Source organism: Pseudopontixanthobacter vadosimaris, from assembly GCF_012979275.1.
Lineage (GTDB): Bacteria > Pseudomonadota > Alphaproteobacteria > Sphingomonadales > Sphingomonadaceae > Pseudopontixanthobacter > Pseudopontixanthobacter vadosimaris.
The window spans coordinates 55729-75860 of record NZ_JABASZ010000043.1 but is presented as its reverse complement, the minus strand read 5'-3'; the positions used below and the strand labels follow the sequence as shown (position 1 = coordinate 75860).

29 protein-coding genes and 1 tRNA gene are annotated in these 20132 nt (G+C 63.4%); 12 read left to right on the top strand and 18 right to left on the bottom strand.

All coding sequences use genetic code 11. The features are described from left to right. Nucleotides 1–15: 15 nt before the first annotated feature. A tRNA-Arg gene (locus tag HG250_RS12595) sits at nt 16–92 on the top strand. 3 nt (nt 93–95) lie between these two features. On the opposite strand, the gene HG250_RS12590 is transcribed toward HG250_RS12595, so the two are convergent. From HG250_RS12590 to leuC, 9 genes are all read right to left on the bottom strand, one after another. Further along, nucleotides 96–914, bottom strand: a complete 819-nt coding sequence (locus tag HG250_RS12590; protein WP_240957120.1) for an NUDIX hydrolase — start codon at nt 912–914, stop codon at nt 96–98. 254 nt (nt 915–1168) lie between these two features. Then, nucleotides 1169–1501, bottom strand: coding sequence for a Grx4 family monothiol glutaredoxin (grxD, locus tag HG250_RS12585; RefSeq protein ID WP_170005685.1), 333 nt, complete (start codon nt 1499–1501; stop codon nt 1169–1171). 40 nt (nt 1502–1541) lie between these two features. Further along, the gene (locus HG250_RS12580; RefSeq protein WP_170005684.1) at nt 1542–1775 is read right to left on the bottom strand and encodes a BolA family protein; all 234 of its coding nucleotides are present in this window, start codon (nt 1773–1775) and stop codon (nt 1542–1544) included. 3 nt (nt 1776–1778) lie between these two features. Then, entirely contained in the window at nt 1779–2102 is a 324-nt protein-coding gene (locus HG250_RS12575; RefSeq protein WP_170005683.1) for a DUF1476 domain-containing protein, read from the bottom strand. Between the two features lie 91 nt (nt 2103–2193). After that, nucleotides 2194–3195, bottom strand: coding sequence for an NADPH:quinone oxidoreductase family protein (locus HG250_RS12570; protein ID WP_170005682.1), 1002 nt, complete (start codon nt 3193–3195; stop codon nt 2194–2196). Further along, nucleotides 3192–3806, bottom strand: coding sequence for a 3-isopropylmalate dehydratase small subunit (gene leuD, locus HG250_RS12565; protein ID WP_170005681.1), 615 nt, complete (start codon nt 3804–3806; stop codon nt 3192–3194). Before leuD ends, HG250_RS12570 begins: the two co-directional genes overlap by 4 nt. Beyond that, nucleotides 3806–3964: an isopropylmalate isomerase gene (locus tag HG250_RS12560; RefSeq protein WP_170005680.1), complete on the bottom strand. Its 159-nt coding sequence runs from the start codon at nt 3962–3964 to the stop codon at nt 3806–3808. The genes leuD and HG250_RS12560 overlap by 1 nt, the downstream gene beginning before the upstream one ends. Next, a complete protein-coding gene (locus HG250_RS12555) occupies nt 3961–4518 on the bottom strand; it encodes a DNA-deoxyinosine glycosylase (protein ID WP_170005679.1) in 558 nt (185 codons plus the stop codon). Before HG250_RS12555 ends, HG250_RS12560 begins: the two co-directional genes overlap by 4 nt. Nucleotides 4519–4525: 7 nt before the next feature. Further along, nucleotides 4526–5956, bottom strand: a complete 1431-nt coding sequence (leuC, locus tag HG250_RS12550; RefSeq protein WP_170005678.1) for a 3-isopropylmalate dehydratase large subunit — start codon at nt 5954–5956, stop codon at nt 4526–4528. Between the two features lie 100 nt (nt 5957–6056). Between leuC and HG250_RS12545 the strand changes: the two genes are divergently transcribed. From HG250_RS12545 to HG250_RS12535, 3 genes are all read left to right on the top strand, one after another. After that, entirely contained in the window at nt 6057–6452 is a 396-nt protein-coding gene (locus HG250_RS12545) for an acyl-CoA thioesterase (protein WP_170005677.1), read from the top strand. 66 nt (nt 6453–6518) lie between these two features. Further along, a complete protein-coding gene (locus HG250_RS12540; protein ID WP_240957119.1) occupies nt 6519–7298 on the top strand; it encodes a fatty acid desaturase in 780 nt (259 codons plus the stop codon). A gap of 3 nt (nt 7299–7301) precedes the next feature. After that, nucleotides 7302–7802, top strand: coding sequence for a sterol desaturase family protein (locus HG250_RS12535; RefSeq protein WP_170005676.1), 501 nt, complete (start codon nt 7302–7304; stop codon nt 7800–7802). Between the two features lie 29 nt (nt 7803–7831). Here HG250_RS12535 and HG250_RS12530 read toward each other — a convergent pair whose 3' ends face one another. From HG250_RS12530 to HG250_RS12490, 9 genes are read right to left on the bottom strand one after another with little or no spacing between them, the layout of a single operon-like run. Then, nucleotides 7832–8245: a SufE family protein gene (locus HG250_RS12530; RefSeq protein WP_170005675.1), complete on the bottom strand. Its 414-nt coding sequence runs from the start codon at nt 8243–8245 to the stop codon at nt 7832–7834. A gap of 24 nt (nt 8246–8269) precedes the next feature. Next, nucleotides 8270–8494, bottom strand: a complete 225-nt coding sequence (locus HG250_RS12525) for a hypothetical protein (protein WP_170005674.1) — start codon at nt 8492–8494, stop codon at nt 8270–8272. A gap of 55 nt (nt 8495–8549) precedes the next feature. Next, on the bottom strand, nt 8550–8885 hold the full coding sequence (locus HG250_RS12520; RefSeq protein WP_170005673.1) for a hypothetical protein: 336 nt from the start codon (nt 8883–8885) through the stop codon (nt 8550–8552). After that, on the bottom strand, nt 8882–9259 hold the full coding sequence (locus HG250_RS12515) for a hypothetical protein (RefSeq protein WP_170005672.1): 378 nt from the start codon (nt 9257–9259) through the stop codon (nt 8882–8884). Before HG250_RS12515 ends, HG250_RS12520 begins: the two co-directional genes overlap by 4 nt. Then, nucleotides 9259–9600: a hypothetical protein gene (locus HG250_RS12510; protein ID WP_170005671.1), complete on the bottom strand. Its 342-nt coding sequence runs from the start codon at nt 9598–9600 to the stop codon at nt 9259–9261. Before HG250_RS12510 ends, HG250_RS12515 begins: the two co-directional genes overlap by 1 nt. A gap of 25 nt (nt 9601–9625) precedes the next feature. Further along, complete coding sequence (gene pspC, locus HG250_RS12505) at nt 9626–10003, bottom strand: envelope stress response membrane protein PspC (RefSeq protein WP_170005670.1); 378 nt, start codon at nt 10001–10003, stop codon at nt 9626–9628. Further along, nucleotides 10000–10296, bottom strand: coding sequence for an envelope stress response membrane protein PspB (gene pspB, locus HG250_RS12500; RefSeq protein WP_170005669.1), 297 nt, complete (start codon nt 10294–10296; stop codon nt 10000–10002). Before pspB ends, pspC begins: the two co-directional genes overlap by 4 nt. Before the next feature lie 3 nt (nt 10297–10299). Continuing rightward, nucleotides 10300–11238, bottom strand: coding sequence for a phage shock protein PspA (pspA, locus tag HG250_RS12495; RefSeq protein WP_420821337.1), 939 nt, complete (start codon nt 11236–11238; stop codon nt 10300–10302). Next, entirely contained in the window at nt 11235–11399 is a 165-nt protein-coding gene (locus tag HG250_RS12490) for a hypothetical protein (protein WP_170005668.1), read from the bottom strand. Before HG250_RS12490 ends, pspA begins: the two co-directional genes overlap by 4 nt. 165 nt (nt 11400–11564) lie before the next feature. Between HG250_RS12490 and pspF the strand changes: the two genes are divergently transcribed. The 8 genes from pspF (at nt 11565) to HG250_RS12450 (ending at nt 20119) form a co-directional block, all read left to right on the top strand. Continuing rightward, nucleotides 11565–12626 (top strand): phage shock protein operon transcriptional activator, encoded by a 1062-nt coding sequence (gene pspF, locus HG250_RS12485; RefSeq protein ID WP_170005667.1) that lies wholly within the window; start codon nt 11565–11567, stop codon nt 12624–12626. A 151-nt stretch (nt 12627–12777) separates the two neighbouring features. Then, a complete protein-coding gene (rimP, locus tag HG250_RS12480) occupies nt 12778–13356 on the top strand; it encodes a ribosome maturation protein RimP (RefSeq protein ID WP_170005666.1) in 579 nt (192 codons plus the stop codon). Next, the gene (nusA, locus tag HG250_RS12475) at nt 13356–15044 is read left to right on the top strand and encodes a transcription termination factor NusA (RefSeq protein ID WP_170005665.1); all 1689 of its coding nucleotides are present in this window, start codon (nt 13356–13358) and stop codon (nt 15042–15044) included. The genes rimP and nusA overlap by 1 nt, the downstream gene beginning before the upstream one ends. After that, nucleotides 15025–15753 carry a DUF448 domain-containing protein gene (locus HG250_RS12470; protein WP_170005664.1) on the top strand — a complete coding sequence of 243 codons (729 nt, stop codon included), beginning with the start codon at nt 15025–15027 and terminating at the stop codon, nt 15751–15753. The genes nusA and HG250_RS12470 overlap by 20 nt, the downstream gene beginning before the upstream one ends. A 103-nt stretch (nt 15754–15856) precedes the next feature. Continuing rightward, complete coding sequence (gene infB, locus HG250_RS12465) at nt 15857–18484, top strand: translation initiation factor IF-2 (RefSeq protein ID WP_170005663.1); 2628 nt, start codon at nt 15857–15859, stop codon at nt 18482–18484. A gap of 62 nt (nt 18485–18546) precedes the next feature. After that, nucleotides 18547–19089: a DUF1697 domain-containing protein gene (locus tag HG250_RS12460; protein ID WP_170005662.1), complete on the top strand. Its 543-nt coding sequence runs from the start codon at nt 18547–18549 to the stop codon at nt 19087–19089. Nucleotide 19090: 1 nt separating this feature from the next. Then, nucleotides 19091–19525: a 30S ribosome-binding factor RbfA gene (gene rbfA, locus HG250_RS12455; protein WP_170005661.1), complete on the top strand. Its 435-nt coding sequence runs from the start codon at nt 19091–19093 to the stop codon at nt 19523–19525. A gap of 9 nt (nt 19526–19534) precedes the next feature. Continuing rightward, nucleotides 19535–20119 carry a thymidine kinase gene (locus HG250_RS12450; protein ID WP_170005660.1) on the top strand — a complete coding sequence of 195 codons (585 nt, stop codon included), beginning with the start codon at nt 19535–19537 and terminating at the stop codon, nt 20117–20119. Nucleotides 20120–20132 lie beyond the last annotated feature (13 nt).

Here is a 20132-nt window from a genome sequence, read left to right as displayed (position 1 = left end):
CGGGAATGCGAATGCGCGCCTGTAGTTCAACTGGATAGAGCACGAGCCTTCTAAGCTTGGAGTTGCAGGTTCGAGTCCTGCCAGGCGCGCCATTCCTAACCCCGGTCGATGCGCTCCAGCGCCTGCCGTGTCACCGGATAACCGGCATCATCGGGAATGGTCAGCCAGCGCGTTCCGCCGGATTGGACAATCTGCGGGACGATCGTGCGGACGGGAATGGTTTCTGCCTGCCGCCTTGCCGCTGCAAAATCTTCAAACTGCGCCAGCCGTTCAAGATTGCGCGCTGTCGGGAATATGACGCTGATCTCGCCTCGCTCGGCCATGTCCAGAGCGCCTTGCGCACTGGTCCAGAACAGATGCGTGTTCTCGGTACGGTCGACCGCGATATCGACCGATCCGGTGCCGATATCGGCGAGATAGAACCGCGTGTCGAAAAGCCGCTTGTGGGCCATGCCGCGGGGAAACCAGCGGGCAAAGGGCACGAGCGCGTCGAGGTCGAGCTGCCAGCCAAAACGTTCCAGCACGGGAGCGAGGGCCACCGTTTGAAGGAGCATGGCGCGCGCTTCGCCGGCAACGGTTCCGTTCACCGCGCCCCTTATACCGATAGCAAGGCCGGTCTCTTCCAGCGTTTCGCGGATCGCCGCGATACGCGCGGCCGTTTCTTCCCCGTCGAGACCAGGTGCGACGGCGGCAGCCAGATCACGATCGGCAGGATCGATCCGCCCGCCGGGCCAGACGGCGGCACCACCTGCAAAAACAAGTTTTCTGGACCGCGTGACCATCAGAAGTTCAGGCGGTGCGCCCTCTGTTCTTCCGTGACGAAAAATGACCAGCGTCGCTGCGGGTATGGCTTCCGGTTCTGACGCTGCATCATCCACAGCGCGGATGATGGCGGTATACTGCAGATTTGCCAAGTCCCTGTCGGAGCAGTTTACAACCCCCGGTCCACGCCAAGGGATTGCTAACCATCGAGATCCGCGCTCCGGCGTGATGTGGAAGGTCTGGCACGAACTGTGCAACGCCACCCATGTCTCTGGAAGAAAGTCTGCGGCTGAACGATCCTGGTAGTGAGTTCCGCCCAACCCGTAAAATGGCCCGCGCCGGATCATCCGGAGCGGGCCATTTTTAAAGCAGGCAGTCTTGACGCAGGCAGATAGCGGCGCGGTTCCTAATCCGCAGCTTGCGCAACCTTTTTTTCAGCCATCAATTCCTGCAGTTCGCCCGCTTCGAACATCTCCATCATGATGTCGCTGCCGCCGACGAATTCGCCCTTTACATAGAGCTGCGGAATGGTCGGCCAGTCGGAGAAGGACTTGATGCCCTGGCGGATCTCCATGTCCTGCAGAACGTCCACGCTCTCGTAAGCCACGCCGCAATGGTCGAGAATGGCGATGGCGCGACTGGAAAATCCGCATTGCGGGAACAGCGGCGTACCTTTCATGAACAGCACGACATCATCCTTGGCGACGATGCCGGACAGGCGTTCGTTTATTTCGGCCATAGTCAGAAATACCTTGTAACTTCGGATGTTCGATTGGTTCTCACTTGGGAACCGCAGTCGTCAGTTGCAAGGCATGGAGGGTGTCGCCCATCTTTCCGCCGAGCGCGTCATAGACCATCTTGTGCTGCTGAACGCGGCTTTTGCCCGCAAAGGACGGACTGGTGACGCTGGCGGCATAATGGTCACCATCGCCCGCCAGGTCGCGGATCTCCACCTGTGCATCGGGCAGGGCGGCCCGGATCATACCTTCTATTTCCTGTGCGGACATCGCCATGGCTCAGCTTTCCGCCATCAATTGCCGCCGGGCTTCGACGTGTCTTTCTTCCAGAGCGGCGCGCACGGCAGCCTCGTCAATTTCGCATCCGGCCTGAGTCAGATCGCCCAACACCTTGCGAATGACGTCCTCGTCTCCGGACTCCTCGAAATCCGCCTGCACCACGGCCTTCTGGTAGGCTTCGGACTCTTCGGGCGTCAGATGCATCATGTCGGCGGCCCATTTGCCCAGCAGGCGGTTGCGCCGCGCGGCGATCTTGAAGGCGTTTTCCTCATCGAAAGCGTATTTCGATTCCTCTCCGCGTTCGCGGTCATTGAAACTGGTCATGGCAGGCCTTTCGTGATCATCGGCAATCAGGATAGGCGGGGCGCGGCCCTGCGGCAAGCGCGGTAACAGCGGCCCCGATCAATTCCGGCGATCAGGATTCCATCGTTACGACCAGCTTGCCGATGGCTTTGCGATCCTCCAGCGCGCGGATGGCATCCGCGCCCTTCTCCAGCGGGTAGGTTTCGGAGATCAGCGGGTCGATTTTCCCGGCCTTCAGAAGATCGAACAATTCCTCGATATTCCGTGCGTTTCTTTCCGGTTCGCGCATCGTGAAGGCGCCCCAGAATACGCCGCAGATGTCGCAGCTTTTCAGCAGCGTCAGGTTCAGAGGCATTTTCGCAATGCCGGCGGGAAATCCGACCACCAGGAAACGGCCTTCCCAGGCGATGGAACGCAGCGCCGGTTCGGAATAATCGCCCCCGACGATATCGAAGACGATATTCGCACCTTCCGGGCCGCAGGCGGCCTTGAACTTGCCGGCCAGATCCTTGGACATATCCTTGTCGAAAGGCGCGCGGGGATAGATCACTACCTCGTCAGCGCCTGCCTTGCGCGCGGCGTCCGCTTTTGCCTCGCTCGACACGCCGGCCACGACGCGGGCGCCGAACGCCTTGCCGAGTTCGACGGCGGAAAGGCCGACTCCGCCCGCCGCGCCCAGCACGAGCAGCGTATCCCCTGCCTTGATATGTCCGCGATCCTTCAAGCCATGGATGGTCGTGCCATAGGTCATCAGCAGGCTGGCTGCCGTTTCGAACGACACGCCTTCCGGGATGCGGAACAGGCGCGATGTGTCGACGGCCAGTTTCTCCACAAGGCCGCCATAACCGATGCCCGCCAGCACACGGTCACCGACCTGCCATTCCGTCACGCCTTCACCGACGCTTTCCACCGTTCCGGAAATCTCGCTGCCGGGGGCAAAGGGACGGCCCGGTTTCACCTGATACATATCGCGGATGATCAGCGTATCGGGGAAGTTGATGGCGCAGGCGGCGATTTTCACGACGACCTGACCCTTGCCGGCGACGGGATCGTCGATCTCTTCGAGTACCAGCGTTTCGGGGCCGCCGACTTCCTTGTTCAGCAATGCTTTCATGCGATTCCCTCCGTTTCATGCGCCAAGGCTCTGGCGAGCCACGGCATTTCGGCCGACTGACGGTTTTCATAGTTCTGTATGGCCTCGCCGCGCGCCATGGTCAGCCCGGTTTCGTCCAGCCCTTCGGCAAGGCAATGCTTGCGGAAGGGGTCGATCGCGAAGGCGAAGCGATCCTGAAACGGCGTGGTCACCGTCTGGCTTTCCAGATCAACGGCGATCGGGTCGGTTTCGGCAATCTCCAGCAGCCGATCGACTTCAGCTTGCGGCAGTTCGATGGCCAGAATGCCGTTCTTGAAAGCATTGCCTGCGAAAATATCGGAAAAGCTGGGAGCGATCACCGCACGTATGCCAAGGTCGAGCAGCGCCCAGGCGGCATGTTCGCGGCTGGAACCGCAACCGAAATTGTCGCCAGCGATCAATATCGGTGCGTTTGTAAATTTTGGATCGTCGAAGACGTTGCCTGCCTCGGCACGAATAGTCTCGAACGCGCCCGCGCCAAGCCCTTCGCGGCTGATGGTCTTCAGCCAATGCGCCGGGATGATGACGTCGGTATCGACATTCTTGCGGCCGAACGGAATGGCGCGCCCTTCGATCGTGCTGACCGGCTGCATCAATCCGTTTCGGGCGGCACGGGGCGCACGGGTGTCGCCGCCTGATCTTCTGCGCGCGTGCGCCGCTTGCTTGCATAGAGAAGGGCGGCGGCAATGGCTGCCGATCCGATGGCACCGGCAAGGGCGACCTTGCCACTGGGGGAATCGCTTTTGCTCATGCCCGTTTCAATGCGCGCGGACGCGCATGGTTGCAAGATTGTGCCGTGAATTCGGCCAGCCGTGCCCATTGCGATGCCTTTTGAGCGAAACTCATGGCCGCGAAAGCCGGACTGCTGGATGGAAGGTCGATCAGATCCAGCGTATGACCCCGCAATCGGGGCCGCGCAATCTGCGCGCTCCTGCTGCCGTTGAAGGCGACGGCGCGCAGTTCGGGCAAGGTCGCGACCAGTTGCGTCAGCGGGGCCGGGGCAACATCCCGCAGCGCGGAGTCCAGACTGCCGCGCCGCTGCGCCGAACCAATACTGTCCCACAAGCCGATGCCGTGATCGCGAAGTATGGCGAGCCGGTCCGCATAGGTCTCGGCAGGCAGGTCGACAGCGATGGCCTGGCCGACCAGCCCCCAGAACGCGTTGCGGGGATGCGCGTAATATTCGCTGGCCTCCAGCGATCGTTCACCCGGCAGGCTGCCGAGGATGAGAATGCGGGTGCGACTGTCCACGACCGGAGGGAAGGATGATTTGCGGCAATCCTCGTTCGTATGCGCCTCGCTCATGCGCGCATCATCGCAGTTTGCGCACATCGGTCAGACGGCCCGTGACGGCGGCGGCGGCGGCCATGGCGGGCGAAAGGAGGTGGGTGCGGGAGCCCGGACCCTGTCGCCCCACGAAATTGCGGTTGCTGGTGCTGGCGCAGCGTTCCCCCTGCGGCACCTTGTCCGGGTTCATGCCAAGACAGGCGGAACATCCCGGTTCGCGCCATTCGAGGCCTGCCGCCCTGAAGATTTGGTCCAGCCCCTCGGCCTCCGCCTGCCGCTTCACCAGTCCGGAGCCGGGTACGACGATGGCCAATTTCACGCCATCGGCTTTCCTGCGCCCGTCTAGCACCGCGGCGGCGGCGCGAAGGTCCTCGATACGGCTGTTGGTGCAGCTGCCGATGAAGATGTTCTCGACGGCAATCTCGTCCAGCCGCTGGCCCGGTTCCAGCCCCATGTAGGCGAGGCTCTTGCGCGCGGCTTCGGCCTTGGCAGGGTCGGCGAAGCTGCCGGGATCGGGAACGGTGCCGCCGATGGGCGCGGTGTCTTCCGGGCTGGTGCCCCAGGTGACGGTCGGCTCGATCGCGGAAGCGTCGATGGTCACGGACTTGTCGAAGCGGGCGCCGTCATCGCTCGCCAGCGTCCGCCACCACGCCACGGCCCGGTCCCAATCCTCGCCGCGCGGTGCATAAGGCTTGCCCTTCAGATAGGCGAAAGTGGTCTCGTCAGGCGCGACCAGACCGGCTCGCGCGCCCGCTTCGATGCTCATGTTGCAGACGGTGAGGCGGCCTTCGACGCTCATCTCCCGGAACACCTGCCCGGTAAATTCGATCACGTGGCCGGTGCCGCCGGCGGTGCCGAGAACACCGATGATATGCAGGATCAGGTCCTTCGGCGTCACGCCGGGGCCGAGCAGCCCTTCCACCCTGACCTCCAGCGTGCGGGAGCGCTTCAACTGCAGGGTCTGCGTGGCAAGAACGTGTTCGACCTCGCTCGTCCCGATGCCGAAGGCTAGCGCCCCGACGCCGCCATGTGCCGAAGTATGCGAATCGCCGCAGACGATGGTCGCGCCGGGAAGCGAAAAACCCTGCTCTGGCCCGACCACGTGAACGATCCCCTGTTCCGCTGCCGAGGCGTCGATATAGCGGATCCCGAAAGCCGGGGCATTCGCCTCGAGCGCCGCGAGCTGCGCCGCCGATTGCGGATCGGCGATCGGCAGGCGCGCACCCTTCGCATCAAGCCGCGCCGTGGTGGGCAGATTATGATCCGGCACGGCGAGCGTCAGATCGGGGCGGCGTACCGTCCGCCCGGCAAGGCGCAGGCCCTCGAATGCCTGCGGGCTGGTCACCTCGTGAACGAGGTGCCGGTCAATATAGATCAGGCTGGTCCCGTCATCGCGCGTTTCCACCACATGGGCGTCCCAGATCTTTTCGTACAAGGTGCGCGGTCGGCTGGCCATTGGCGGAAACTATGCCGTGCGAGCAGGCGCTGGCAAGGTTTATGCCGTTTAGAAAAACATTGTCATGGAAAGGAAAGGATTGAATGCTTAACTAACACCCATGTCAGCAGCCAGCCACACTCACCTCATCGCCATCACCACGGACGATATCGACTTCATGGGGCATGTGAACAATGCCCGTTACCTGGGCTGGGTGCAGGATGCCGTCCTGTCGCACTGGCGCGATATCGCTCCATCGGATGCCGTGGCGAGCCGCGCCTGGGTGGCGCTGAAGCACGAGATCACCTATCGCAAACCCGCCTTTCTGGAAGATGATGTGGTCGCCCGCACCGTGCTGGAAAGCATCAAGGGCGCACGGGCGTTTTATTCCACGGTCATTGAGCGCGGGGAGGAAGTCCTCGCCGAAATCCAGTCCAGCTGGTGCTGCATCGATGCGGAAACGCTGCGGCCGGCCCGGATTGGCGAGGAAATCTCGAAGTTCTTCTTCCGCGACTGAGGCGATGGCTCTGCCGCCGAGCTGCCGGCTGTTTTGCGCCGGTACGAAAGCGCCTATATAGCCCCGATGGCAACACGATCGTCCTTACCGGCAGACAGCCGATCTTCGCCTGCCATGGCGCGGTGCCGTCAGGCGGCGATCGGCCTCGCCCTGGCGGCGGCAATCGTGATGGGCTGGTTGGCAATCCACGTGTTCGCGATGTTCATCCTCGAACTGACCTGGGCAGCCCTGCCGCTCGCCCTGCTGCTGGCGGCGGTGCAGTGCTGGCTGTCGGTCGGGCTGTTCATCGTCAGCCACGATGCGATGCACGGATCGCTGGTGCCGGGCGGCAGACGGATCAATTCCGCTATCGGAGCGGCGCTGCTGTTCCTGTATGCCGGCTTTTCCTGGCAGCGGATGCGCTCGGCGCATTTCGATCATCACCGGCTGGCGGGTAAGCCGGGAGACCCTGATTTCGACGAGGACAACCCGAGCCATTTCTGGCGCTGGTACGGTACGTTCCTGAAACGCTATTTCGGCTGGCAATCCGCCCTGTTCGTCTCCAGCGTCGTGCTGATCTACTGGCTGGTGCTGGACGTGGCGGTGCAGAACATCGTCCTTCTCTATGGATTGCCTGCCATCGCATCATCGATGCAGCTGTTCTATTTCGGCACCTATCGCCCGCACCGGCATGACGAACACGGTTTCGCCGACCGGCACAATGCACGCAGCGAAGGTTTCGGCGCCCTGGCCAGTCTCGCCAGCTGTTTTCATTTCGGCTATCATCACGAACATCATTGCCGCGCCAATGTGCCCTGGTGGGCATTGCCCCGCGTGCGGCGCGAGAATTTGCAGAAAGGATGCTGATCCATGACCCTGTGGCAGATCGCAGCCGTGGTGCTTGCAGCCCTGATCGGCATGGAAATCTTCGCCTGGTGGGCGCATAGATACATCATGCATGGCTGGGGCTGGGGCTGGCACCGCGATCACCACGAACCGCATGACAAGGTGCTGGAAAAGAACGATCTGTTCGCCGTGGTCTTCGGCACCATCGTGTTCTTCATGTTCCTGGGCGGCTATTACTATTCTGACGCGCTATGGTGGACCGCTTTCGGCATCACGCTGTATGGCCTGATCTACACTTTCATTCACGACGGGCTGGTGCATCAGCGATTCTTCCGCTGGGTGCCAAGGCGCGGCTATGCCAAGCGGCTGGTGCAGGCGCACAAGCTGCACCATGCCACCATCGGGCGCGAGGGCGGGGTCAGCTTCGGTTTCGTGTTCGCGCGCGATCCTGCGCGGTTGAAGGCGGAATTGAAGCGCCAGCGCGAAGCCGGCCTCGCCGTGGTGCGAGACAGCGCCGAGGCCTGAGAGGCCTCACGCATACCGGGGAGGGCGCCTCAGCCTGCGCTGGCAAGCCGCGCCGCATGGTCCTGCACCAGCGCGATCATGTTGGGCACGCCCTGCGTCCGGTTTGAGCTGAGCTGGTTCTTCAGGTCGAAGGGTGCCAGTTCCTGCGCGATATCCATCGCGGCGACTTCCTGCGCCGGCCTGTCCTGCACGGCCGACAGGACGAGAGCGACGATACCCTTGGTGATGGCGGCATTGCTGTCGGCCAGGAAATGCAGCGTGCCGCCCGTCGTTTCGACCGGATACACCCAGACGCTGGCCGAACAGCCGCGCACCAGGGTCGCATCGGTTTTCAGGGGCTGGGGCATCTCTTCCAGATCGCGCCCGAGTTCGATCAGCAGGCGGTAGCGTTCGTCGCCTTCGAGGAATTCATATTCTTCGCGGATGTCGTCCAAAGTGCGCATGGGCTACGCAATAGCAGCAGCACGTCAGAGTTCCACCCCATTGGCGATCGCTTCCAACTGGCGAACGCGCTCCTTCAGATCGGCCAGTTCGATCTTTCCGGCGGCCGGGGTGTGGAGCACGTCGCCCGAGGTGCGGTCGAGTTCACGTTCCTTCAGCGCAAGCCAGCCCTGCCAGCCGCGCAGGATGGCAGTCGTCACGATGATCGTCGCGAGGAGGGCTGTCAGCGGCAGTACGATCTGGTCAGACATAGCGGTAATCCTCCTTGCCAGGCGTCCATGGAGAAAGGTTTAGATGCGGTTCGCGTCAGCCCTTTCGGCGCGGGCTTTCGCTGCTCATCCCGTCGTCGGGTGCAGCTTCCGGAGTGTCGGCATCGCCGCGCAACGCCTCGATCTCGCGGGCGATTTCCCGCGACTGCCGCCCGCTGCCGGTGTTCGCATCATAGGCGATGCGCTCCAGCACACGGACGCGTTCACGCAGCTGTTCCATTTCACGCTGCATGTCGGGGTCACTGCGCTCGATATAGCGTTCGTTGCCTTGCCGGTCGGCGATGATGCCGTTGTCGGCGCGCTGCTTCGCCTTGTACATCTGCACGGCGGCGATGATGCAGGCGATCAGGAAGATTGCGGTCCACATGCTCAATGCGCGCTCCCATCATCGTTCGTCTTGTCGCGGACGAGTTCAAGCCCGGTCGAACCATCGCGCAGACTGTCGATCTCATGCGTCAGCCGGTAGCCGCTGTCGGTGACGATCCGCTCGACATTGCCGAGCCTGTCCTTCAGCGATCCCATTTCCGCACGAAGCTGCGCGTTCTCCTGCGTCAGCAGCGTGACCCGGTTCTTCGCTTCGGGATCGGTGCGCGGGTGCAGTGACTGGCCCCACATGCCTTCCAGCGGATAACCGGCCTGGATCTTCATCTTGGTGGTATGCACCCACCCCCACACGCCGAGGCCCACCACGCCCAGGCCGCCGCCGATCAGCACGGGCAGATAGGGCACCAGATCGATCCAGACCATCAGAAGCTCTCCTTTTGCTTGATACGAAGCGGGACACCACTTTCCCGATCGAAGGATTGCAGGCTATCGCCCGGCTGATCCTCGACAGTGTTCCGGTCGCGCAATGCCTCGATCTGGGCGGCGACGTCATACCCCTTGTCGGTGACGATGCGTTCCAGCACGCGGACGCGCTGCTCCAGTTCGCCCACCTGGTTCGCATGGCGCGCCGCTGCCTCGGCGCTGTGGTTGGCAGCCGCGTCCAGCCGCTTTTCCTCCAGCTTGCGCTGGTTCTTCATCCAGATGATCGCGACCACCATGATGAAGGGTGCCAGCGGGATCATCAATGCGAGTATGCCTTCCATAATCCGTCCCCCGTTCGATTTTTCGTCAGCGCAGCCGTTCGATTTCTGCCGAAAGGCGCGGATTGCTGGTCACGTAATGGGTCTCCACGGCGGCCAGGCGGCGGTCGACATCACGGAACCGGGCGCGCACTTCACGGGCGGTGCGCTGCGGCGACTGGCGCACGCGCTGCCAGTATTTCTGCTCGTCCTGATCGCCGTAAAGATGCGGCGGCTTCTTGTTCAGCAGCAGGCCGGCAATGAAGTAGAAGGGGATGGTCGATCCGCCGGTCATGAAGGTCAGTGCAATGGCGGCCAGTCGGATCCAGATCGCGTTGACCCCGGTGTAATCGGCGATGCCCGCGCAGACGCCCATCAATTTCGCGTTCTGCTTGTCGCGGTAGAGTGTCGTTCTCTCGCTGCTCATCGCATCATTCCTTTCTTTTCGCTGAGCATCCGGTCGAGCTCGCGCAGTTTCTCATTGTCTTCGGAATGGTCGCTGACCAGCCGGGCCGGCTTGAAATCGGGGCTGTCGGTTGCCACCAGCCGTTCGACCGTCTCCATCCGTTCATCCAGCCGCTTGGCCAGATTGTAGAGTTCCTCCAGCAATTGTTCGTCGTCTGTGGTTATCGTGGCGGAGGTCTTCCACTTGGTCACATAGTGCAGCACGATCCACGGGAGCGCGATGAAGATGGCGACTACGGCGAAAATCTCTTCCATGACTTACTTCCTCTCCTTATCGCCGCCAGATTTGTGGCCGAGCGCCCGCTTCATTTCCTCCAGCTCGTCATCGACCTTGTCGCTGCCTTCCAGGGCGGCGATCTCATCGGCGAGGTTGGGCTTCCTGCTGCCGTCGGAAATGTTCAGCGCGTCGGCGCGGCCCTCGGCATAATCGACCCGGCGTTCGAGCTGATCGAAACGCGCCATGGCGTCGTCCACCCGTTCGGTGGCGAGCAGCGTCCGCAGCTTTACCCGGTTTTCCGCGCTTTCCAGGCGGGCGGCGATGGCGGTCTGGCGGCTGCGGGCCTCGCGCAGGCGGTTCTGCAACTTCTCGATATCCTGTTCATAGGCGCGCAGCGCATCGTCCAGCACGGCGATCTCTTCCTTCAGCTGGTCCGCCATTTCGGTTGCCTTGCGCTTCTCGACCAGCGCCGCACGCGCCAGGTCTTCGCGGTCCTTCGACAGGGCAAGCTGCGCCTTTTCCGCCCAGTCGCCCTGCAGCTTGTCCAGCTTCAGCGTGTGGCGGTGCATTTCCTTCTGATCGGCGATGGTGCGCGCGGCGCTGGCGCGGACTTCGACCAGCGTTTCCTCCATTTCGAGGATGATCATGCGGATCATCTTCGCGGGATCGTCGGCCTTGTCGAGAATCTCGTTGAAATTGGCGGCGACGATGTCGCGCGTCCGGCTGAAAATGCCCATGAAGGGAACTCCGATATTGAAAGGTGATGAATCGGGGCGGCCCCGGCCCGGATCGCGCCGGATAGCGTCGCGGGGGCGCCCCGACACGGCCTGCTTCGGCGCCTGGCGAAGGCGCTGCACCTCGGCGTCGAGGCGGGTCAGGCGCTGCTGGCGCGCCCGGTCCTCTGCATCGGTTTCAATGCCGAGCGGATCGTCGTCGCGCTTGTCGTCCTGACCGTTCTTGCCGGGGCCCAAATCGTTCATGCCAGTTCCACCATCCCAATTCCAAATCCGCTGCCGCTTGACGTGAGAGGCGCGTTTGCGGGCACGCTCTGGGCAGAAAGCAACGCGACGGTGATCAACGCGCAAAGCCCCGCTCCGATCGCACCGCGCCGGGTGGCCGTGAATTTGTTGCGGTTGTCCATGCTGCATACTCCCTATCGAAGCTGGCCGATTTGCTGTCGAACCCTGTCTCGCAAAGGGTGTGCCAAACCAGACAATGCCGGATTTACGAGGTGCTCCTGCATAGGGTTGCCAAATGAACATGGCGCATCTTGCCAACACTTGGCGTATTTCGCTATAAAGCTGGAATGGAGCGCGAAAACCAGTTTATCGGGCAATCCGGGGCTTTTCTCGACGCGGTGGAGCGGGCGAGCCGCGCCGCGCCGCTGCGCCGCCCGGTGCTGGTCGTCGGTGAGCGGGGAACGGGCAAGGAATTGATTGCCGAACGTCTGCATCGCCTCTCCACCCGCTGGGACGAACCGCTCGTCACCATGAACTGCGCCGCACTGCCCGAAACGCTGATTGAGGCCGAATTGTTCGGGCACGAGGCAGGGGCGTTCACCGGTGCTACCAAAATGCGCGAGGGCCGGTTCGAGGAAGCCGACAAAGGCACGTTGTTTCTCGACGAACTGGCTACTCTTTCCACCGGCGCGCAGGAACGGCTGCTGCGGGCGGTGGAATATGGCGAGGTCACGCGCATCGGTTCGTCGCGCCCGCGCCGGGTGGATGTCAGGATCGTGGCGGCGACGAATGAAGATCTGCCGCGCATGGCGAAAGAGGGCCGCTTCCGTCCCGATCTGCTCGACCGGCTGAGCTTCGAGGTCATTACCCTCCCGCCGCTGCGCGTCCGGCAGGGCGACGTGGGCGTGCTGGCCGATTATTTCGGGCGGCGCATGGCGGCGGAACTGGAATGGGATGCCTGGCCCGGCTTTGCCCAGCATGTGGAGGCGCAGCTGGAGGACCACCTCTGGCCCGGTAATGTGCGCGAATTGCGTAACGTGGTCGAACGCGCGGTCTATCGCTGGGACGATGCGGCCAGCCCGGTCGGTCATGTGCAGTTCGACCCCTTCGATTCGCCATGGCTGCCGGTTTCCGATGCCCCGGCGCCGGCCGCTTCGCAATTCGCCCAGGCGGTGCCGGATCGGCCGGGAAGCGGCCCGGAAAGCGGCAGAGCGCAGGATTTCGATTCCGTCGCCGATCTGCGGGCGGCGGTCGATGCGCATGAACGGGCCATCGTCGAGCACGCCCTCGGGCGGCATCGCTGGAACCAGCGGCAGACGGCAAAGGCGCTGGGGCTGAGTTACGACCAGCTGCGCCATTGCATCAGGAAGCACGGCCTCGTCACCGACGGCGCAAGCGTCTCGGAGTGAATTGTAAGCCAAGGCTTGCCAAAGCCGCAGGCAGCGCCTAACTGGACATGCATCCCGACATTGTGACGCAAGACCGGGCTGGCGCCGCAAGGGGCCGGCACGAAACGCCTTGTTCCCGATGCCGGTAAATTGATCTGCGACCGGAGAACACATGGCCGATATCGACCGCCTGAACGAAGTGATCGAACCCGAAGCGCGCGCGCTGGGCTTCGACCTCGTGCGCGTGCGGATGACATCGTCGGAAGCCGGAGATGGCGACCGCGCCCTGCAGATCATGGCCGAAGACCCGGCGACCGGACAGCTCATCATCGACCAGTGCGCCGCCCTGTCGCGCCGCGTGTCCGACCGGCTGGACGAACTGGAGGCAGGCGGCGAGACGATCATCGCGGGTGCCTATCACCTGGAGGTCAGCAGCCCCGGCATCGACCGGCCGCTGACCCGCAAGCAGGATTTCGCCAACTGGGCGGGGCATGAAGTCAAGGTCTCGCTGATCGAGAAGGTCAACGGGCAGCGCAACATCCGCGGCATGCTGATCGGACTGGCAGAGGACAGCGATACGCCCATGGCCGAGATCGAGGATCGCACGGAAAAACGCATTCGCGTCCCGCTTTCCACCATCCATTCGGCAAAGCTCGTCCTCACCGATGCGCTGATTGCCGCGACACAGCCGCTGGATACCAGCGGCGCCGACGAAATCGACGAAGTAACAGAAGAGAAGGCTGACGACTGATGGCCACTGCAATTTCCGCCAACAAGGCCGAGCTGCTCGCAATCGCGAATGCGGTCGCGTCCGAGAAGATGATCGACAAATCCATCGTGATCGAAGCGATGGAAGAAGCGATCCAGAAATCGGCGCGCAACCGATATGGCGCGGAAAACGACATTCGCGCCAAGCTCGATCCGCAGACCGGCGATCTGCGCCTGTGGCGCGTGGTCGAGGTGGTCGAGGATGTCGAGGACTATTTCAAGCAGGTCGACCTCGATGCCGCGAAGAAGCTGGATGCCGATGCGAAGCTGGGCGATTTCATCGTCGATCCGCTGCCGCCGGTCGATCTTGGCCGCATCGACGCGCAGAGCGCGAAGCAGGTCATCTTCCAGAAGGTCCGCGATGCCGAGCGTGAGCGTCAGTTCGAGGAATTCAAGGACCGTGATGGCGAGATCATCACGGGGGTCATCAAATCGGTCGAATTCGGCCATGTGATCGTCAATCTCGGTCGGGCCGAGGGCGTGATCCGCCGCGACCAGCAGATCCCGCGCGAGGCCGCGCGCGTCGGCGAACGCGTGCGCGCTCTGATCACCAAGGTGGAGCGCAACAACCGCGGCCCGCAGATCTTCCTCAGCCGCGCGCATCCCGATTTCATGAAGAAGCTGTTCGCGCAGGAAGTGCCGGAAATCTACGACGGCATCATCGAGATCAAGGCCGCCGCCCGCGACCCCGGCAGCCGCGCCAAGATCGGCGTGATCAGCCATGACAGCTCCATCGACCCGGTCGGCGCCTGCGTCGGCATGAAGGGCAGCCGCGTTCAGGCGGTGGTGCAGGAATTGCAGGGCGAGAAGATCGATATCATCCCCTGGAGCGAGGATACCGCGACCTTCGTCGTCAACGGTCTCCAGCCCGCCACGGTCGCGCGCGTCGTTCTGGACGAGGAAGAAGGCCGCATCGAAGTCGTCGTGCCCGACGATCAGCTCAGCCTGGCCATCGGCCGGCGGGGGCAGAACGTCCGCCTCGCCAGCCAGCTGACCAGTCACCAGATCGACATCATGACGGAAGAAGAGGCGAGCGTTAAGCGGCAGAAGGAGTTCTCCGAACGATCGAAGATGTTCGAGGAAGAACTCGACGTCGATGAAACCCTGTCGCAGCTGCTGGTCGCCGAAGGCTTCGCCGAGCTCGAGGAAGTGGCCTATGTGCAACTGGAAGAACTGGGCGCGATCGAGGGGTTCGACGAGGAACTGGCCGAAGAACTGCAGTCCCGCGCGCTGGAAGCGCTGGAGCGGCACGAGGATACGGCGCGCGAACAGCGCCGCGAACTGGGTGTCGAGGACGATCTGGCCGAACTGCCGCATCTGACCGAACAGATGCTGGTCGTGCTGGGCAAGGCGGGGATCAAGACGCTGGACGATCTGGCCGATCTCGCGACCGACGAGCTCATCGCCAGGAAGCGCGAGGCGCCCCGCCGCCGCGCCAATCCCGAAGCCGGTCCGCCGACCCGCCGCCCGCCGCAGCGGGCCGAGGACAAGGGCGGCGTGCTGGGTGAATATGGCCTGAGCGAAGAGCAGGGCAACGAGATCATCATGGCCGCTCGCGCCCACTGGTTCGAGGACGAGGACGACGCCGTCGCCGAAACGGTGGCACCGGCCAGCAATGAGGGTTCGGGCGACAGTTCAGAGGAGGCCGCCCTTGCGGAATCCTCGCAATGAACCGCTAGTTTCCGAATCTTCGGACAGCGCGCAGGCCCGGGAAACCGGGCCCGAGCGCCGCTGTATCCTGTCGGGCGACATTCTGCCGCGCGACCGGTTGCTGCGCCTCGCCATCTCGCCTGAAAAGGCGGATGGTGCCTGCGATGTGCTGCCCGACCCGCTGGCCCGTGCGCCGGGGCGGGGCGCGTGGCTGGGCGTGAACCGGGCGGAACTTGAGCAGGCGATGCAGAAAGGGCGCCTCCGCGGCGCTTTGGCCCGGGCCTACAAGGGCGCGAAGCTGGACGTGCCGGCGAACTTGCCCGAACTGATCGAACAGGCGCTGACCCGCAACTTCAGCGACCGGCTGGGACTCGCAATGCGCAGCGGAGCGCTTATCTTGGGTTCCGACCGGATTGCTGAACAGGCGCGCGCCGGGCGCGTTGCATGGCTGGCCCATGCAAGCGATGCCAGCGCGGACGGAAACGCCAAGCTGGATCAGGCCTGGCGCGTGGGGCAGGACGCAGAAGGTTCCGGTGCAGCCGGTGTGCGCTTGCCACTGGACCGCGCGGCTCTGTCTGTGGCATTGGGCCGCGACAATGTCGTGCATCTCGCGATTGGCGACGGGAAGCTGGCGGCGCGTATAGACCAGACGCTGCAACGATTGCTGCACTATGCCGGCAGGTCCGGACCGGAACCGGGAAGGGCTGCGCCGGAGAATGGCGCTGACTGATCCGGCAGGCGGACGAATGGCCGAGGCGCCCTGACTTGCGCGATGATACGCGGTGCCGGGGCATCGCGGCGACGAATGAGATTTTGAAGGATTGACGAGCTTTATGAGCGATAGTGAAGACAAACCGACCCGCACCCGCAAGCCCCTGGGCCTGAAGCGGTCGGTGGAAGCGGGCGAGGTCAAGCAGACCTTCAGCCACGGCCGCACCAACAAGGTCGCGGTCGAGGTGAAGCGCCGCCGCAAGCTCGTGAAGCCGGGCGAAGCGCCGGAACCCGAAGCCAAGACTCCGGCGCCCGCACCCGCGCCTGCCCCGGCGCCCGCTCCGGCTCCCAGGCCCGCTCCGACACCTGCCGCGAAGCGTACTGCGCCGCCGAAGACTGCGTCGGACGAAACACCGCAGGAGCGCGTGGCCCGTCTGCAGCGAGAGGCCGAGGAAGATCGCCTGCGCCTGGGTGAAGAAGCGCGCCGCCGCGAGGAAGATGAGCGCCAGCAGGCGGCCGAGAACGAAAAGCGCCGGGCAGAAGAGAACCGTCGCGCCGAAGCTGAAGCCGAGGCGGCCAGCAAGGCCGAGGCAAAGTCCGCGAAGAAGGCCGCAGCTGCCAAGGCCGCTACTGCTCCTGCCGCCGCTGCTCCTGGCGACACTGCTCCTGATGGGGGCGAAGATGCAGCGGAGGGTAAGCCCGATGCTGCTACCGCAAGCGAAACCAGCGCGTCTGCTCCCGCACAGCCTGCCGCCCGCAAGTTCACGCCGGTCGCGCGCCCCGAACCGAAGCGGGTCGAGAAGAAGAAGGACGCCAAGCCCGTCAAGACGGAGCGCGAGGAAAAGGCCGACCGCCGCCGTGGCGGGAAGCTGACCGTCAACCGCGCCCTTAACGAGGACGAGGGCGCCCGTGCCCGCTCGCTCGCCGCGCTCAAGCGTGCGCGGGAGAAGGAGCGCCGTGCATCGGGCGGCGGCGGCAAGCGCCAGCCGCGTGAGAAGCAGGTGCGCGATGTCGTCGTGCCCGAGGCGATCACGGTGCAGGAACTCGCCAACCGCATGGCCGAAAAGGGTGCGGAACTGGTGAAGGCCCTGTTCAACCTGGGCATGATGGTCACCGTCAACCAGACGATCGATCAGGATACGGCGGAACTGCTGGTCGAGGAATTCGGCCACAATATCCAGCGCGTTTCCGAAAGCGACGTCGATATTCAGGCCGAAACCGATGTCGATCCGGAAGAAACGCTGCGAGAGCGTCCGCCGGTCGTGACCATCATGGGCCATGTCGATCATGGCAAGACCAGCCTGCTCGACGCCTTGCGCGGCACCAATGTCGTGCGCGGCGAAGCGGGCGGGATCACGCAGCATATCGGCGCCTATCAGGTGAAGACGAAGGGTGGCGACATGATCACCTTCCTCGACACGCCGGGCCACGCCGCCTTTACGGAAATGCGTGCGCGCGGTGCCAATGTCACTGATATCGTGGTGCTGGTGGTTGCCGCCGACGACGGGCTGATGCCGCAGACGATCGAGGCGATCAATCACACGAAAGCGGCCGGCGTGCCGATGATCGTGGCCATCAACAAGATGGACAAGGAAGATGCCAATCCGAAGCGCATCCGCGAACGCCTGCTCGAGCATGAAGTCATCGTGGAATCGATGTCGGGCGATGTGCAGGACGTGGAAGTGTCTGCCCTGAAAAAGACCGGCCTTGACGATCTGCTCGACAAGATCGCCCTGCAGGCCGAATTGCTGGAACTGAAGGCCCGCCCTGACCGGGATGCGGAAGCGACCGTGGTCGAGGCGCAGCTCGACAAGGGCCGCGGCCCTGTCGCCACGGTGCTGGTCACGCGCGGAACGCTGAAGCGCGGCGACACTTTCGTGGTCGGTACGCAGAGCGGCCGCGTTCGTGCGCTGGTCGATTACAATGGCAAGCAGGTGAAGGAAGCCGGCCCATCGACTCCGGTCGAGGTTCTGGGACTTGGCGGCGTGCCGATGGCGGGCGACAATCTGTCGGTCGTCGAAAACGAGCAGCGCGCCCGCGAAGTGGCTGAATACCGCCAGGAAAAGGCGACCGAGCAGCGCACCGCGCTCGCCCCCACCAGCTTCGATACGATGTTCACCAATCTGAACAACAATGTCGTCGAATTCCCCGTTCTGGTGAAGGCCGATGTGCAGGGCAGTGTCGAAGCGATCAACACTGCGCTGCACAATCTTTCCAACGATCTCATCAAGGTGCGCGTGCTGCATGCGGGTGCCGGGGCGATCACGGAAAGCGACGTGACACTGGCGGCAGCCTCGGGCGCGCCGATCATCGGTTTCAACGTGCGGCCCAATGCCAAGGCCCGCGCCCTGGTCGCGCGCGACAAGGTGGAGATGAAATATTTCGACGTCATCTATCATCTGACCGAAGAGATCGCGAAGGAAATGGCCGGCGAACTCGGCCCCGAAAAGATCGAACATGTCGTCGGCCGTGCCGAGGTCAAGCAGGTGTTTCCCGCCGGCAAGAAGGACAAGGCGGCCGGTCTGCTGGTCACCGAAGGCGTCATCCGCAAGGGGCTGTTCGCCCGTCTCACGCGCGAGGATGTCATCGTTTCGGCGACCACGATCCAGTCGCTTCGCCGCTTCAAGGATGATGTCGACGAGGTCCGCACCGGGCTGGAATGCGGCGTCGTTCTGGAAGACACCAACGACATCAAGGCTGGCGACATGCTGGAAGTCTTCGAAGTCGAGGAACGCGAACGGACCCTGTGACGATGCGCCCCTTTTCCGGATGATCGGGAAAGGGGCGTCGCCGCAGACGGTTTCGCCGACCCATGGCCTTGTACGCAGCTTTCCTTGGGAGCATCGCAGCAAATGGCGAACGCCTGCTGATGGAGGATCTGCGCCGCGCCCTGTGGCGTGAGGATTTCGACGATGTGCAGACCGTCGTAGCGGAGGATAACATCCTGTTCCGTCACGAGGAACGGCCGACGCCGGGCCTGTCGGAGAAGCTTGCCTATATCCTGCTGGACCGCTTTGAGATCGACAATGTCGCCCCGGTTCGCAGCCGTGAGGAATTGCAGGCTGCGATTGCGGAGAACCCGTTTACCGAACGCTTCGGCCCCCGGCGTGCGCGCACGATGTTCCTTGCCCAGCAGCCCTTTCCCGAACAGTTCGCCCTTCTGGAAAGCCAGTTCGCCGGCAGGGGGCCTGAACTTGTGGCACCCGGCACGAGAGCGCTTCATTGCGCCTATCCTGACGGGCCGAAGAAACGCCTGCTCGACGCCGATTTCATCGAGAGGCGGCTGGGTTGCCGGGGGACGATGCGGCGGATAGGCGAGCTCCAGCGCATAGCGGAAAAGATGGACGAGAACTGAGATGGCGAGGCAACAATCCACCCCCGAACAGCAATCGGTTCGCGTGCTGAAAGTGGGCGAAAGGGTGCGCCACGTCCTTTCCGAACTGCTCACCCGGCAGGAGGTGCACGATCCTGTGCTGAGCGCGACCACCGTCAGCGTGACCGAGGTCCGCATGTCGCCCGATCTGCGCAATGCGAAGGCCTATGTTAAGCCGCTGCTGGGCGAGGACGAGGCCGTGGTGCTGAAGGCGCTGCGGGCCAATACGGCATTCTTTCAGCGCGAGGTGGCCAAGCGTCTGGGCCTGAAATATGCGCCGCGCCTGTCCTTCCGCGCGGACGAAAGCTTCGACGAGGCCAGCCGCATCGAGCAACTGTTGTCCGACCCGAAAGTTGCCCGTGACCTGGACGATGCCGAGAACGATACCGGGGATGATACCGCTGGCGGAGCCGCCTGAGCACCAGTCGTGGCCAAGCTGTATTTCTATTATTCCAGCATGAATGCCGGCAAGTCGACGACGCTTCTGCAAGCCGATTTTAACTATCGCGAACGCGGCATGGCCACCATGCTGTGGACCGCCGCGCTGGATGTTCGCGGGGGCGAACGCGCCATCGAAAGCCGCATCGGGCTGGGGGCGGATGCGCACCGCTTCACCGCGCAAACCGATCTGTGGGACGCAGTCTGCGCACATCACGCCAGGCAGCCACTCGCCTGCGTGCTGGTGGACGAAGCGCAGTTCCTCACCGCCGCGCAGGTCTGGCAATGCGCGCGTCTGGCGGACGATGCCGACATACCCGTGCTCTGCTATGGCCTGCGCACCGATTTTCGCGGCGAATTGTTTCCTGGGTCCGCCGTTCTGCTCGGCATTGCCGATGCCTTGACCGAACTGAAGGCGGTTTGCCATTGCGGACGCAAGGCCACCATGAATTTGCGGGTGGACGAAAGCGGCGGCGCGGTGGCGGAAGGCGCACAGACGGAAATCGGCGGCAATGATCGCTACGTCGCCCTGTGCCGCCGCCATTTCACCGCCGCGCTGGCGCGTCAGGGCTGAGCCCCCTATCTGA

Coding starts and splice junctions, on each gene's coding strand:
- grxD (WP_170005685.1), bottom strand. CDS start 1,501: ATGGCCGAAATAAACGAACGCCTGTCCGGCATCGTCGCCAAGGATGAT.
- HG250_RS12580 (WP_170005684.1), bottom strand. CDS start 1,775: ATGGCGATGTCCGCACAGGAAATAGAAGGTATGATCCGGGCCGCCCTG.
- HG250_RS12575 (WP_170005683.1), bottom strand. CDS start 2,102: ATGACCAGTTTCAATGACCGCGAACGCGGAGAGGAATCGAAATACGCT.
- HG250_RS12570 (WP_170005682.1), bottom strand. CDS start 3,195: ATGAAAGCATTGCTGAACAAGGAAGTCGGCGGCCCCGAAACGCTGGTA.
- leuD (WP_170005681.1), bottom strand. CDS start 3,806: ATGCAGCCGGTCAGCACGATCGAAGGGCGCGCCATTCCGTTCGGCCGC.
- HG250_RS12560 (WP_170005680.1), bottom strand. CDS start 3,964: ATGAGCAAAAGCGATTCCCCCAGTGGCAAGGTCGCCCTTGCCGGTGCC.
- HG250_RS12555 (WP_170005679.1), bottom strand. CDS start 4,518: ATGAGCGAGGCGCATACGAACGAGGATTGCCGCAAATCATCCTTCCCT.
- leuC (WP_170005678.1), bottom strand. CDS start 5,956: ATGGCCAGCCGACCGCGCACCTTGTACGAAAAGATCTGGGACGCCCAT.
- HG250_RS12545 (WP_170005677.1), top strand. CDS start 6,057: ATGTCAGCAGCCAGCCACACTCACCTCATCGCCATCACCACGGACGAT.
- HG250_RS12540 (WP_240957119.1), top strand. CDS start 6,519: ATGGCAACACGATCGTCCTTACCGGCAGACAGCCGATCTTCGCCTGCC.
- HG250_RS12535 (WP_170005676.1), top strand. CDS start 7,302: ATGACCCTGTGGCAGATCGCAGCCGTGGTGCTTGCAGCCCTGATCGGC.
- HG250_RS12530 (WP_170005675.1), bottom strand. CDS start 8,245: ATGCGCACTTTGGACGACATCCGCGAAGAATATGAATTCCTCGAAGGC.
- HG250_RS12525 (WP_170005674.1), bottom strand. CDS start 8,494: ATGTCTGACCAGATCGTACTGCCGCTGACAGCCCTCCTCGCGACGATC.
- HG250_RS12515 (WP_170005672.1), bottom strand. CDS start 9,259: ATGGTCTGGATCGATCTGGTGCCCTATCTGCCCGTGCTGATCGGCGGC.
- HG250_RS12510 (WP_170005671.1), bottom strand. CDS start 9,600: ATGGAAGGCATACTCGCATTGATGATCCCGCTGGCACCCTTCATCATG.
- pspC (WP_170005670.1), bottom strand. CDS start 10,003: ATGAGCAGCGAGAGAACGACACTCTACCGCGACAAGCAGAACGCGAAA.
- pspB (WP_170005669.1), bottom strand. CDS start 10,296: ATGGAAGAGATTTTCGCCGTAGTCGCCATCTTCATCGCGCTCCCGTGG.
- pspA (WP_420821337.1), bottom strand. CDS start 11,238: ATGAACGATTTGGGCCCCGGCAAGAACGGTCAGGACGACAAGCGCGAC.
- HG250_RS12490 (WP_170005668.1), bottom strand. CDS start 11,399: ATGGACAACCGCAACAAATTCACGGCCACCCGGCGCGGTGCGATCGGA.
- pspF (WP_170005667.1), top strand. CDS start 11,565: ATGGAGCGCGAAAACCAGTTTATCGGGCAATCCGGGGCTTTTCTCGAC.
- rimP (WP_170005666.1), top strand. CDS start 12,778: ATGGCCGATATCGACCGCCTGAACGAAGTGATCGAACCCGAAGCGCGC.
- nusA (WP_170005665.1), top strand. CDS start 13,356: ATGGCCACTGCAATTTCCGCCAACAAGGCCGAGCTGCTCGCAATCGCG.
- infB (WP_170005663.1), top strand. CDS start 15,857: ATGAGCGATAGTGAAGACAAACCGACCCGCACCCGCAAGCCCCTGGGC.
- HG250_RS12460 (WP_170005662.1), top strand. CDS start 18,547: ATGGCCTTGTACGCAGCTTTCCTTGGGAGCATCGCAGCAAATGGCGAA.
- rbfA (WP_170005661.1), top strand. CDS start 19,091: ATGGCGAGGCAACAATCCACCCCCGAACAGCAATCGGTTCGCGTGCTG.